The following is a 13,316-nucleotide window of genomic DNA, read 5'->3' on the forward strand; positions in this document are numbered from 1 at the left end:
ACACCGCTGCACCTTTCGGGAATTCGCTTGTGCGGCACCGCGCAGGACTCGCGGTCCCGCCGGGTGGGCAATCAGCCGCCGGGATGAGCGCGTTCGAGGCGCGAGTACTCCGCTCACCGGACCGGCGCCCTGGGCGGAACGGGGCGAGTGCCGCGCTGCGGTTGATCGCCCGCGCGCGACGACGGCTAGGGCCGCCGTCACTCACGCACAGGCGGCATCCGCCCCTGTCGCTGCGAGGCCGCTGGTACCGCGAACCCGAGGGCGGGGTTCACGCAACCTCTTTCAATGCGGCAACGAGGGGAAGTTAGCGGGTCTTTTGACGATCCGCCAAGACCTATGACGAGAATCCAACCAACTTTGACCTCAGTCTGGAAAAACTGGATGCGTGCCCGCTACGGTGTCCAGGTCCCGAGGCGAATCCCCTTCGCCCAGCCGATCCGATCCCGGCCGTAGCCGGCACATCGAGCCAAGCCGGACCGCTTCCACCGGGGTCCGGCCAAGTCGGACCGTCTCCACCGGAGTTCGGTCCGACGACCGCCCCGCCTGCCTCGCGGGGCCGAACGCCCGCCGCACCACCGCGTACCGCCGTGACGGGACAGCTGCCGTCGACGGCGGCTCACACCACGACCACGAAACGCCTTCGGGCACCTTCGCGTTTCGAGGATTGGAGAGCGATGACCGACTCAGGCGCAGGCACGAGACGCTTCTTCTCCCGGCGAGCGTTTGCCACCGGCGCGGCCGCCGCGGCGGTCGTGCCCACGGTGCTCGGCGCCTCCGCCGCCGCCCCGAAGGACAAGCCCGGTGCAGGAAGCGGTCAAGGAAACGACAAGGGCACCGTCCGTGAGCTGACGCTGTACATGGAGAACCTGCCGAACGGGGAAATGGGCTACGGCCTGGAGCCCGGTAAGGCGTCGATTCCCGGCCCGCTCATCGAGCTGACCGAGGGCGACACGATGCACATCGAGGTCGTCAACAACCTGGCCGTCGCCGCGAGTCTGCACGTGCACGGCGTGGACTACGACGTCGCCAGCGACGGCACCAAGATGAATGACAGCGTTGTCGAGCCGGGCGGCCGACGGACCTACGTCTGGCGCACCCACGCCCCGGGACCGAACCACGACGGGACGTGGGAGGCCGGCAGCGCCGGCTACTGGCACTATCACGATCACAACGTGGGGACCGAACACGGCACGGGTGGCCTCAAGAAGGGCCTGTACGGCCCCGTGATCGTGCGCCGCAAGGGCGACGTGCTGCCCGACAAGCAGTTCACGGTCGTGTTCAACGACATGACGATCAACAACAAGGCCCACCACGACACCCCCACCTTCACGGCCGTCCGCGGCGAGCGGGTGGAGTTCATCGTCATCACCCACGGGGATTTCTTCCACACCTTCCATGTGCACGGCCACCGCTGGGTGGACAACCGCACCGGGATCCTGCAGGGTCCGCAGGACGTGAGCCGGGTCATCGACACCAAGACCGTCGGCCCCGCGGACTCCTTCGGGTTCCAGGTGATCGCGGGTGCCCGGGTCGGCGCAGGTGCCTGGATGTACCACTGTCACGTCCAGAGTCACGCGGACATGGGCATGGCCGGGATCTTCCTCGTGACCGAGGCCGACGGCACGGTCCCCGGCGGCATGCCCCACCACTAGAAGGCAGCGGCGGGGTCCCGATGCGGGCTCCGCCCCCGAAGCCACGCCCGTCAGGCCTGCCTGACGGCCTGACGGGCGTGTACCAACCTGCCGCCGGTCGGTCCTCGCCCGCCAGGACCGGAGGCGAACCTGACCTCCCTGCTCCGGCACCTCGTCCTTCCCGGGCAGCGTGACCGCCCGCCGAAAGCCGTCGCGCCCGGCGCATGCCGGGCGGGGCCCCTGCGGCAGCCCTCGCTCCATCCCCTGATCACTCTTCCGTTTCCGGATCGAGTCAAGGAGCACACATGGGCAAGAGAGACCGGTTCGCCCTGTCGAGACGAAGCGGATCACCGCCGTCCCGTCCTGCGCGGATCACTCGTCACGCGTGGCCCTGGCGCCGCGCGGTCGTTCTGCTGTCGAGCGCTGCACTGACGGTGGGGCTGTCCGGGCTGCCGGCCGTGCAGGCACAGGCGCAGCCGCCCGTCGAAAGCGTCAGTCAGGACCAGGGCGCCGCCACCGACACCCGGGTGAACGTCCTGGTCTTCCACGGACCGGCCGCCAAGCAGGACGACCCCGTCAACAAGGCCACGGCGGCGATCGAGAACCTCGGCGAGAAGAACGGGTTCAAGGTCGTCGAGTCCGAGGACGCGAGCGTGTTCAACACCGCCGACCTCGCCAAGTATCGAGGGGTGGTGTTCCTGTCGGCCGACGGCGTGACGCTCAACGCCGAGCAGGAAGCCGCGTTCCAGTCGTACATCAACAACGGCGGCGGCTTCGTCGGCGTCCACGACGCCGCCCGGGCCCAGTCCGACTCCTCCTGGTTCACCGGGCTGATCGGCACCCGCCCTGCCCTGGGCCTCCCCGACCCCGAGAAGGTCGTCGAGAGCGCGGTCAACGGGGACAACCCGCCGAACGAGACCAAGGACAAGCTGTTCGACGGCAAGAACGACACCAAGTGGCTGGCCCGTACGCCGACCGGCTGGGTCACCATGAAGCTGGACAAGCCCGTCGCGGTGGTCAACTACGCGTTGACCTCCGCCAACGACTCCTCGGGACGGGACCCGAAGGACTGGAAGCTGCAGGGCTCGGAGGACGGCGAGACCTGGAAGACCCTGGACACCCGGACCGGCGAGACCTTCTCGTCGCGTTTCCAGACCAGGCAGTTCCAGTTCACCAACAGCACGGCCTACCAGCACTACCGGCTGGACATCACCGCGAACAGCGGTGAGCCGCTGACGCAGCTGGCCGAGCTGCGGCTCTTCAGCGCCAAGCCGACGCCCCCGCAGGACTCCAAGGTCCAGCAGGCCGTCGTTGATGTGACGGACCGTCAGCACCCTGCCAACGAGGGACTTCCGCTCAACTGGACCCGCTCCGACCAGTGGATCAACTGGGACCCCAACCCGATCGGCAAGGTCCACACCATTGCCCAGGTCGAGGAGGGGAAGTACAAGCCGGGGCTCAGCGCCAACGGCCCGTTCCACCCGATCTCGTGGTGCCGGGACTACGACGGCGGTCGGTCCTTCTACACCGGCATGGGCCGCACCGAGGAGAGCTACACCACCGACACGAAGTTCCAGAGCCACCTCCTCGGCGCCATCGAGTGGACCACCGGCATGGTCCGCGGTGACTGTCAGGCGACCATCGCGTCCAACTACACGACCGAGCGGCTGACCGCCCAGAACCAGGCGGGGCAGCTCGACCAGATCGGTGAGCCGCACGGTCTGACCATGGCTCCCGACGGCAAGGCCTTCTACATCGGCAAGGCCGCCTGCCCGTCCGGCGCGATCGCCGACTGGAACAACCCCAAGGTCGGCCTGGGCTGCGGCACCATCCACCAGTGGGACCCGAAGACCAAGAAGGTCAAACTGCTCACCACACTCGATGTGATGGGCAACCGGGGCAGCGGTGACGAGCTGGTCAAGAATGAGGAAGGCCTCGTCGGCGTCACCCTCGACCCGAAGTTCGAGAAGAACGGGTGGATCTACATCTACTGGATGCCGCACGAGTCGATCGACCGCGACAAGCGGATCGGCCAGCGGACGGTCTCCCGGCTCACCTACGACTTCGCGACCGAGTCCATCGACCAGGGCACCCGTAAGGACCTGCTGCACTGGGACACCCAGATCCACAGCTGCTGCCACGCCGGCGGCGGCATGTCCTTCGACAAGGACGGCAACCTCTACATCGGCTCCGGTGACAGCAACTCCTCCGGCGGCTCCAGCGGCTACTCCGGGAACAACTGGACCCAGGACTACAAGGGTGTCTCCTTCCAGGACGCCCGCCGCACCGCCGGCAACACCAACGACCTCAACGGCAAGATCATCCGCATCCACCCCGAGCCCGACGGCACCTACACCATCCCCAAGGGCAACCTCTTCCCGCCGGGTACGGCCAAGACCCGCCCCGAGATCTACGTGATGGGTGTCCGCAACATCGCCCGGCTCTCCGTCGACCCGGTGCACAACTGGCTGAACGCCGGCTGGGTCGGGCCGGACGCGGGAGCGCCGAGCCCCGAGCTGGGCCCGGCCAAGTACGAGACGGCCACGATCATCACCTCCGCGGGCAACCAGGGCTGGCCGTACTGCATGGGCAACAAGCAGCCGTACCGTGACCGCAGCAACACCGACGCCAGTGTCCTCACCGGCTGGTACGACTGCGACCACCTCAAGAACGAGTCGCCGCGCAACACCGGCCTGGTGGACATCCCGCCGGCCCGCGACAACATGATCTGGTACTCGCCCCAGGGCGGCGGCCCGGTCTACCCCAAGCGCTCCGACGGCAGCGGCCTGCCGACCTACGTCGAGAGCGACGCCACCTACACCGAGCCGTACCTCAAGGGTGGCGGCCAGGCCATCATGTCCGGTCCGACCTACCACCGCTCCCAGGTGGACACCAAGAGCGGTGCCGCCTGGCCGGCGTACTGGGAGGACAAGTGGTTCATCGGTGACGAGTCCAACTCCAACAACCGGGTCGCGGTGACCGTCGACCCCGACCAGGTCAAGGACGCGGGCGCGCCGGCCTTCGGCGAGGACCTGCGCAGCATCATCGCGCCCGGCAACGGCTCCACCCAGCTGCAGAGCTGGATGGACGCCAAGTTCGGTCCCGACGGTGCGCTGTACATGCTCGACTACGCGGGCGGCTTCTTCAGCCTGCACTCCAATCAGAAGCTCATCCGCATCTCCTACCACGGTGGCCCGGCCACCCCGAACCCGCAGGACGCCGGGGCGCGCGTCATCACCCAGAGCAAGCCCAAGACGGTGGCGTTCTCCGGTGCCAAGGTCGGCGGTGTGGCCTGGGAGTGGGACTTCGGTGACGGCAGCGCGCCGTCGCACGAGGCCAACCCCACGCACACCTACGCCGACTACGGCACGTACCACGCGAAGCTGACGGTCACCTACGCCGACGGCGAGAAGGCCACCGCGACGTTCGACGCCGAGGCCGGCTGCCCCGCGCCCGACGCCCGTCCGACCGTCAAGCTGCTCGACACCGACACCGGCGTGGCCAACCACCGCGCGGGCGGCGGCTGCACCGTCAACGACCTGATCGACGACGAGGCGTCCTGGCCGAACCACGGCGAGTTCGTCAGCCACGTCAACGCCGTGGTCAACGACCTCCGCAAGGAGGACGTCCTCGACAACCGCGAGTCGGCGGCGATCAGCAAGGCGGCGGCGCAGAGCAAGATCGGCAAGGTCGCCGGGTACCAGCCCCTCTTCGACGGGACCGCGGCGAGCCTCGCCGACTGGCGGCAGGCCGGCCCCGGGAAGTTCTCCCTCCAGCCCGACGGCACCATCCGCGGCTCAGGCGGCCTGGGCATGCTGTGGTACGCCAAGCAGGAACTCGGAGACTTCTCGGTCAGGCTCCAGTTCCGGGACATGGCTCCGGGTAACGGCAACGCCAACAGCGGTGTCTTCATCCGGTTCCCGGACCCGCGGACGCCGCTGGCCGACCGTCCGGCCGGCAGCTGCGGGACGGTCGGTTCGGCTCGCACCGCCCCCGAGTGGCTCGCGATCTACTGCGGTCAGGAGATCCAGATCTACGACGGGACCACGGGCGAGGTCCAGAAAACCGGCTCGGTGTACAACTTCAAGCCGGTGGACCTGGACAAGGCGGGGGTGACCCCCAAGGGCCAGTGGAACGACTATGAGATCCGCGCGGTCGGGCAGCACTACACGATCATCCGCAACGGCGTGGTGATCAACGAGTTCGACAACACGCCCGGCAAGTCGTCGTCCCGGGCGGGTGACCCGCCCACGGACCTGCGTCAGTTCCTCAGCGGGTACGTGGGGTTGCAGAACCACAGCAACAACGACCTGATCGAGTTCCGCAACATCCGGGTGCGGAACCTGTAGTCGCACAGCGGCCGGTGCCGGGCTCGGGGCAACAGCCCCGGGCCCGGCTCTTCCCAGCATGCGGGCCGTCGCCGGGCCGGCTCGCTCGTCAGCCCCGCAGCCCCGGAGGCAGCGTTCCACTGCTCCGCCTTCCCCACCGCCGCCGGCCCGCCGGGGACACCCGCCCACGCGGATACCCCGTATGGGTCGGGAACGTCTCGATCACCTTCAGCGCGGGCCGGTGCGGTCGCACCGCCATCAGCACCGCGTCGTCTCCGTTCGGCAGCGGCGGTGCCACCAGGGCGACTTCGTCCGCGGACCGCAGACGCAGCACCAGGCGGGTTGTGACTCAACGGTTGCAACCCTTTTTTCATGTCCAGGCGCAGCGTAGGAGCGACCGTCTCGTACGGGTACGACATGCCGCTGACGCAGCGAGCGCCTGGCGGCGATGATGCCGTGCCGGCGCGTGAGGGATGCGAAGCGCCCTCGACTTTTCGCGCGAGCTGCAGGTCGGCCACGGAACCATGCCTCCAGCAAGCAGCATGAGGGGCGTAGGTTCAGGGACCGAGGTGGGAAGGCATAGGCGGGGAGATCATGGATGGGTTCACCGAGACGGATCTGCGGGCATTGGCCGGGCCGCGTTCTTTCGAGCGGGGCCAGGGCTATCTGGACGCCGTGACCGCCCTGGAGGTCGGCGACGGCTGGGTCACCGCCACGGTCCACGGGACGGACGCCTACGAGGTTGAGTTGTCACTCGACGAGCCTGAAGGGCTCGCCGGGGAGTGCGACTGCCCGCACGGATTGGACGGCAATTTCTGCAAGCACCTGGTTGCGCTCGGCCTGACCGCGCTCGCGCGGTCGGAGAGCCTGCCGGGGCAGCGTACCGGGGCCCGGAACCGCGCTCAGGACCTGGACGCGTGGCTGGCCGCGCTCTCCAGGGACGACTTGCTCGCGCTCGTACGGGAGCAGATCGCCGAGGACCGGCAGGTGCGCCGGCGCTTGGAGTTGCGTGCGGCGAGCGCCCGCGGAGACCTCGCCGAAGTCCGTTCCCGGATGCGCGAACTCTTCGACGTCGGCCGCTTCGCGCGGTACGGATACGTCGAGTACGCCGATGCCCGCGCCTATGGCGAACAGGCCGCGCAGGCGGCTTCCGCCATCGCCGCCCTGACCGCCACCGGGCGGGCCGCGGACGCGATCTCCCTGTCCCGGGAGGCGATGCGGCTGCTGAGCGAGGTGCAGGACGCGATCGACGACTCCGACGGAGACCTGGGCAGGGTCGGGGCCGCTCTGGCCGAAGCTCATCTTGACGCGTGCCGCGTGGCACGCCCTGATCCGGACGAGACCGCGCGGTGGCTGGTCGGCCATGTGCTCGGCGACCTGGACGACCTGACCGACATCGACCCGCTCGATTACGCGGACGTCCTCGGCGAACAGGGACTGGCCACCGTAAGGGAGCTGGCGCTCGAAGCATGGCGCGGCCACCGCACAGGCTGGGCGGAGAAGTACCTGATGGAGCATTTGGCCAAGGCGGCGGGCGATGTGGACGCGGTGATCGCCGTGCATGCGGCCGACCTCGCCCGCGACGGCAGCACCCATCTGGTCATCGCCCGCGAACTGGACACCGCCGGCCGCCCCGGCGACGCGCTGCGCTGGGCGGAGCGCGGTATAGGCGAAGCTTCCGACACCACCACCCCCGCCATCGGCCTGGTCGACTACCTCTGCGACCGCTACACACGCTCGGACCGGCTCCCCGACGCCGTCGCCCTTCGCCGCACCCACTTCGCCGCCCGCCGATCCCTTGCTGCGTACCAGCAGCTGCGCACGGCAGCACTGGCGGCCGACTGCTGGGAGGCCGAGCGCGGGGAGGCCTTGGCGCTGCTGCGCGCCGACACGGCACAGCGCGAGCGGGGCCGGTACGGCGGCCCGGTCCTGATCGACGCTCTGCTCGACGACAAGGACATCGATGCCGCCTGGCAGGCCGCCACTACGACCGGCGCCGACGACCGGCAGTGGCTCACCCTCGCCGACGAGGCCCGCCCCATCCGCCCGGCCGACGCGCTGCGCGTCTACCGGCGCCTGGCCGGACCCCTCGAGAAGCAGACCGGCAACGCGGTCTACGAGCAGCTGACCCGCCTGCTCCTGAGCATGCGCGACTGCCACCGCCTCCTGGGTACCCCGGACGATTTCACCGCGCACCTCGCCACCGTGCGCGCCGGTCAGAAGCGCAAGCGGAATCTGATGCGGCTCCTCGACCGACACGGCCTGTGAAGCCGACGGGGAAGACGTAGAACTCCCTGCGACAGAGATCACGGGACGTCACAGTCGGTCCGGACGGCACGATCCGGGTGGCGACCCCGCCCGGCTCGGTGGCCGGGGGCACGGGAACGGGCCCCGCGGAAGGAAGCCTTCCGCGAGGGCCGTCGCCGGTACCGAGGGCCGTCAGGCGTCCTCGCGTTCCTGCGCCAGGGCGTTCACCCGGCCGCGAACGACGAACCTGCCGCGGCTGACGGCGCTGTCGAGCCGTTCCACTCGACGGCGCCCAACGGCGAGACCAGTGGCCGCAGCGTGAGCAAGCAACCGGTAGACCCGAACGACACGCTGTCCGGGTACAAGCAGGGCGGTCTGAACGCCAAGGGGTACGACGTGAACGGCATCGACACGCGGATCCGGTACGACAGCAGCCGCAACCCGCCGTTCACGGTCATGACGTCGATGCCCTACAAGCCTTAGCGCTCCGCCGAGAAAGGCCAGCACCACATGCCCGTCGACCAGAAGTCCTGGGAAGCCGCGGTACGCCACCTGTACGAGGATGCGTACCCGTACGACGCCACGGGCCCACGCCGCCACGAGAACTGGGTCCTCGACGTCCTCGCCCTGATGGCACGGGTCCCAGACCCCCGCGGCTGGGCCGGTCTCGACGACGCGGCCCAGAACCCGGAGCGCGAGGCGTCCCCCACGTACCCCTTCGTCGCCCACCCCCCGGAGTACATCGCGAGGCGTCTCCAGGAGATCGACCGGGACAGCGCCGAGAACCTGCTCCTTGCCCTCACGGACGACCGCTGCACCCTGTCCAACCTGAGGCGCTTCACGGAAGGTGAAGAGGAACTGCGGGCGATGGCGTGCACGATCCTGGCGCGCTACGGGGACGGGGCCAGCTATCACACCAACATCAACATGCCCGGCCACGTGCGCGGCACGCTCGACTTCACTACGTCGAGTTGGGCGTACAACCCGCTGAGCGTGTACTCGGAGGACTGCGGCCTGATCGTCGTCTCGAACACCGAGGTGGGCATGTTCTGGAACTTCTCCGACTACTGATCCGCCTGCCTGCCCCGTACGAGTGCAGTTCCTGAGCAGGTGATTTGAGAGGATGCCCCCGTGTTGACCCGTTCCGCTTCCTATCCCGACCGGGAGACCGCCCAATGGGCCACCCAGCAGGTGGTGACTGCCAACGAGCAGGTCATCCACCGCTGGCTGGCCCAGAACACCCGCGCCCGCCTTACCGTTGAGGCCGCCTGGCCCTCCCGCGAGGAGCCCGTGGGCCGGGCCCAGCTGGAAGCCGATCTGCTGGCCGGGCGCGGGCCCGTCGATGTCCGCGCGGCGCGCGTGGTGCTGCGCCGCGAGCCGTCGAGCCCGCACGGTTTCGTCGTCCACACGACCGTCCCGTTCTACCTGTAGGGGTCGCACGTACATGTCCATGAAGCCCCTCGAACACGACCGCCGGTACGGCGAGCTGGACCAGGTGATGCGCGCGTACCTGGGGCAGCCGGCCGACGACACCCCGGAGCGGCGCAGTCGTGCGCTGGACGCGTACCTTCGTCACACCTGGCACACCCGTCCCTCGGCCATCGCGGAGGCGGAGCGCCAGCTGCGCGAGTACAGCCGCAACCCTCCGGGCCGCATCCGGCAGAGCCTGGGCGAGTTCTACGCGATCCCGGACACCGGGATGCCCCAGTCGGAGATCGGCGGATGGCTGATGGTGCTGGCCGACCACCTGAAGAAGAGCATCGAGGAAGGTGACGTCCCGGAACCGTCGTCGCCGCAGACGCACTGGGAGTGGCACGCGCGCTTCCCGGAGACCGCGCAACTGCTCGGCGGCTGGTTCTCGCAGGACATCGTCGACGAATTCCCCGACCACGACGCCGCCGTCGCCGACTACGCCGCCACCACCGACCCCCAACTGGTCGCGCGCCTTGTGGGCGAACTCCACGAGCTGCTCGCCCTCCCCCTGGACGAGGGGGACTACGCCTTGGCGGCCGCCGAACTCGGCATGGAGGTCGGCCCGCCCGAGCCGTTCTCCCACGGCGCCTGGTTCCAGTCGCTGGCGACGACGCTGTCCAGCATCTGACCCGGCCTTGAGGCTGCCATCCACTCGTGCACGAAGTCCCATGCCAGCGACCTGGGACTTCACCGTCGTCCAGACCGACCAGGGTCGGCGGACGCAACGCCGGAGCCTCGGAAGCACAACCTCCACCGAATCGACAAGAACGCTGCCGTGGGCGTGTAGGCGACCAGGCCGAACACCCCGCATGGTCCTCCAGCACGGGCAGATCCGTGATGGCCTCAGCGCCATCGGCGAGCATCACCGCGAGATCCGTGGCGATCCGGCCCGGGACATGACCAGTGCCGCGCGGCCGAAGCGGCCTGATCGTGGCGGAATACGCGGCGGTCAGCCCAGTGACATCAGCGAGATCCGCGAGCAACTGTGCCCCGGCATGCCCCACAACCCCGACCCGTCAGCGGAGACATGGAGCTATGGAGCTTGGGACGAGAACCGACCCTGCACGTAGAAATTGCCGTCCACCTGGACCGAGAGAACCCTAGACAAGGTTCATCGTCCCAACTCAGAAGGTACTTGCGTGCTTCCGGCTAGTAGCTCAGTTCTGCGAACCAGTTGTCCCGGCCTTGGCGGGTGAGGTCGAGGATGTGCCACACCGGGCTGAGCAGGTCGATGCCGCGCTGGTCGATGTCGTCGGACATCCGGGGGTGTGCCGAGTAGAAGTGGCGTACCGAGCCGTTGCCGTCGCGGGTGAACACCGACACCGTCGAGTCCTGGTTGCCCTCGGCGTCCTCGCTGCCGAGGTCGTATTTGAAGGTGCCGGCCCCGGCGCTGAGCAACCGCAGGTTCTCCCACTGCCGGTCCCGTGCGTGCGCGCGGAGTGCGGGCAGGTCGGCCGCGGCGACAATCGCGAAGTCGACGTTCTGCGCGACGTGGTGGGCGATTCCGTTGAACCCGTCGATCCACATCGTGCACATGGGACAGGGTTGCGTCTGCCGCTTGCCGTACATGAAGTGATAGACGACGAGGTCGCGCCCGGGCTGGGTGAATAGCTCGCTCAGTCGCACGGTCTGCACCGGCACATCGTCTGCGTGGAGATCCGCGGGACCTTCCTCGAACGCGTAGTCGACGACGGGCCCCAGCGGCAGTCGGCGGCGCAGGTCGGCGACGCGTTCGCGGTGGCGCATCAGCTCGATCTCGGCCAGGCGCAGCTCCTCGCGGGCGCTGACGTGTTCGGCCGACTCCCCGATGAGATTGGTCAGACGCATCGCTACCTCCTCGAGGGACCGGCACGGAGCTGACGCCCTGATCACCATTGTCTGGTGCCGCACGGGGGCTCGCGAGGTGGCAGTGTTGTAGTGAGAAGCATGGGCCGGGTGTCACGCCCGTGAACCTTGTCCGCTCGCACCGGACAGCGCGCCGACCAGGGCGGCCAGCGCCGACGCCAGCGCGGTCGATCCGGTGGGGTGGGCGGGGCCTCCCGGCTCGGGCATGTACAAGTCCCGGCGGATCTCGATCATCAGCGCGCTGACACGCGGGTCCACGCCGTAATGCTTCAGCGGCACGTACGTACCGGCGAAGGGGCTGTTGATGCCCGTGCCCCCGAACCCGGCGAACGCCTCCTCGGCCTGGGCCAGCAGGTCCGGCGGTGTGTGGAAGGCGTCGGTGCCGAGGCAGATCGGTGGGCGTGGTCCGGTGCCGTGGAGTTCGTAGGGAAGCGGAGCCGACGGATAGGAGTGGACGTCGATGACGACCGCGCGTCCGGTGGCCGCCAGGCGTTCGTCGACAGCGGCGGTCATTGCTGCCGCGTACGGGTGGAAGTAGCGGTCGATCAACGGCTGCGGATCCACGTCCGATGAGCGAAGCGGCTCGCGGTGCGTGGTCTGCGTGTAGACCGCGCCCATGCCGACGGCCAGCATCTCCTCGCGATCGTCCGGGAACCGTTCAGGATCGATGACGAGTCGCGACAGACCGTTGACGAATCGCCACGGCGTGAGAGGCGCGGCCGTAGCCGCCTCGGCAGCCAGCTCGGCCGTGTGGGAGTCCGTGACGTGGTCGAGTTCGAGATCCAGAGCCTCGTCGTCCAGCTTGATTCCGGCGCGTACGTGATCGGGGACGACACGTGCCGAGTGAGGTACGTGCAGCAGGACCGGTGACGCGGGTGAGCCGGGCAGGAGGTGGAACGGCGGGAGGGTGTGGCCCATGGAGAGGTTCCTTCGGGGTGGCGCAGGTCCGGGACATGGTCGGGGTGGAGGGCCGGTCGTGCAGTCTCCCGCCCCGCTACGCGATTATCTGCCAAGGGCGTAGGGCGTAGGGCGTTGTGGGGCTTGCCGGAGACGGAGAGGTCCCCCGATCCGACGGACGTCCCCTCGCTGGACTGTCTGCTCACCGGCGCCCACTGGCAAGCCCTCGTCGAGGCCTCGGCCCCGTGGCAGCCCGGATGGGAATACACACTCCCCATGCCCTGGCGCGTAGCCGGTCCATCCCGGTGACCCTTCCCGGCCCGGCGCACCCGGTGTTGTTCGTGGGCGGTCGTCCACAGCCCGCACCGTGAGGCCGGGCCACCCTGCCGGGGCGCCGATCCGCAGGCGGCGGAGGAGGATCCCGCCCGCTGATCAGCGTGCGGAGGTCCATTCACCCATGCCTCACGACCGTCGGCGGGAGCCCCGCCCGGTAGTCGGCACATTCACGCGGCCGTGCCGCGCTGAATCAGCCCCGGCACGTACCGTCGGCAGACCCCTCAGGCCCCGGTCATCGGCCTCGATCACCGGCCAGGATTCCCCGTCGACGTGCGCCGATATTCCACCACCCCACCATGAATGCGGAGTGTATTTATTGAATTACGTTGAGCGAATTAGGTGCCTTCAATATGACGCAGGCCACATGACCTGCGTCACTCTTGTGCAGATTTGAGGCATTTGCCGTGTGGGGTGGGCCATATGACGGGCGTCACTCCGAAGCCGAATAGTAGACCATCGAGGCTCGTTCTCCGGCCGCGAAGCCACTTATTCCATCATTTCTCGCACCCGGCACTAATCGCAGTAGTAAGAGGTGGGCATTGACCCGGGATTCCCTTCC

Annotated in this window: 8 protein-coding genes and 4 pseudogenes; 9 read left to right on the top strand and 3 right to left on the bottom strand. The window is 68.6% G+C overall.

What is annotated here, in order from left to right; translation table 11 throughout:
- Nucleotides 1–674: 674 nt before the first annotated feature.
- The 9 genes and pseudogenes from ACWCP8_RS38085 to ACWCP8_RS38125 all read left to right on the top strand — a co-directional run bounded on the left by ACWCP8_RS38085 (nt 675) and on the right by ACWCP8_RS38125 (nt 10,307).
- Nucleotides 675–1,652: a multicopper oxidase domain-containing protein gene (locus ACWCP8_RS38085; RefSeq protein WP_352271104.1), complete on the top strand. Its 978-nt coding sequence runs from the start codon at nt 675–677 to the stop codon at nt 1,650–1,652.
- Nucleotides 1,653–1,936: 284 nt separating this feature from the next.
- Nucleotides 1,937–2,884 (top strand): annotated as a pseudogene (locus tag ACWCP8_RS38090) (ThuA domain-containing protein); the annotation flags it as partial.
- A 3-nt stretch (nt 2,885–2,887) separates the two neighbouring features.
- Nucleotides 2,888–4,837: pseudogene (locus ACWCP8_RS38095) on the top strand (ThuA domain-containing protein); the annotation flags it as partial.
- 9 nt (nt 4,838–4,846) lie between these two features.
- Nucleotides 4,847–5,980, top strand: a pseudogene (locus ACWCP8_RS38100) (family 16 glycoside hydrolase); the annotation flags it as partial.
- A 573-nt stretch (nt 5,981–6,553) separates the two neighbouring features.
- Entirely contained in the window at nt 6,554–8,227 is a 1,674-nt protein-coding gene (locus tag ACWCP8_RS38105; RefSeq protein ID WP_451120992.1) for an SWIM zinc finger family protein, read from the top strand.
- A 297-nt stretch (nt 8,228–8,524) separates the two neighbouring features.
- Complete coding sequence (locus ACWCP8_RS38110; protein WP_451120994.1) at nt 8,525–8,689, top strand: hypothetical protein; 165 nt, start codon at nt 8,525–8,527, stop codon at nt 8,687–8,689.
- A 27-nt stretch (nt 8,690–8,716) separates the two neighbouring features.
- Nucleotides 8,717–9,277, top strand: coding sequence for a hypothetical protein (locus ACWCP8_RS38115; RefSeq protein WP_451120996.1), 561 nt, complete (start codon nt 8,717–8,719; stop codon nt 9,275–9,277).
- 60 nt (nt 9,278–9,337) lie between these two features.
- Nucleotides 9,338–9,637: an RNase A-like domain-containing protein gene (locus ACWCP8_RS38120; protein WP_451120998.1), complete on the top strand. Its 300-nt coding sequence runs from the start codon at nt 9,338–9,340 to the stop codon at nt 9,635–9,637.
- Nucleotides 9,638–9,650: 13 nt separating this feature from the next.
- Entirely contained in the window at nt 9,651–10,307 is a 657-nt protein-coding gene (locus ACWCP8_RS38125; RefSeq protein WP_451121000.1) for a contact-dependent growth inhibition system immunity protein, read from the top strand.
- Nucleotides 10,308–10,423: 116 nt separating this feature from the next.
- On the opposite strand, the pseudogene ACWCP8_RS38130 reads toward ACWCP8_RS38125, so the two are convergent.
- The 3 genes and pseudogenes from ACWCP8_RS38130 to ACWCP8_RS38140 all read right to left on the bottom strand — a co-directional run.
- A pseudogene (locus ACWCP8_RS38130) lies at nt 10,424–10,689 on the bottom strand (IS1380 family transposase); the annotation flags it as partial.
- A 139-nt stretch (nt 10,690–10,828) separates the two neighbouring features.
- A complete protein-coding gene (locus ACWCP8_RS38135; RefSeq protein ID WP_451121002.1) occupies nt 10,829–11,506 on the bottom strand; it encodes a DUF899 family protein in 678 nt (225 codons plus the stop codon).
- A 111-nt stretch (nt 11,507–11,617) separates the two neighbouring features.
- Nucleotides 11,618–12,442, bottom strand: coding sequence for an N-formylglutamate amidohydrolase (locus ACWCP8_RS38140; RefSeq protein WP_451121004.1), 825 nt, complete (start codon nt 12,440–12,442; stop codon nt 11,618–11,620).
- Between the last annotated feature and the right edge of the window lie 874 nt (nt 12,443–13,316).

Source organism: Streptomyces sp. NPDC002206 (genome assembly GCF_053593595.1).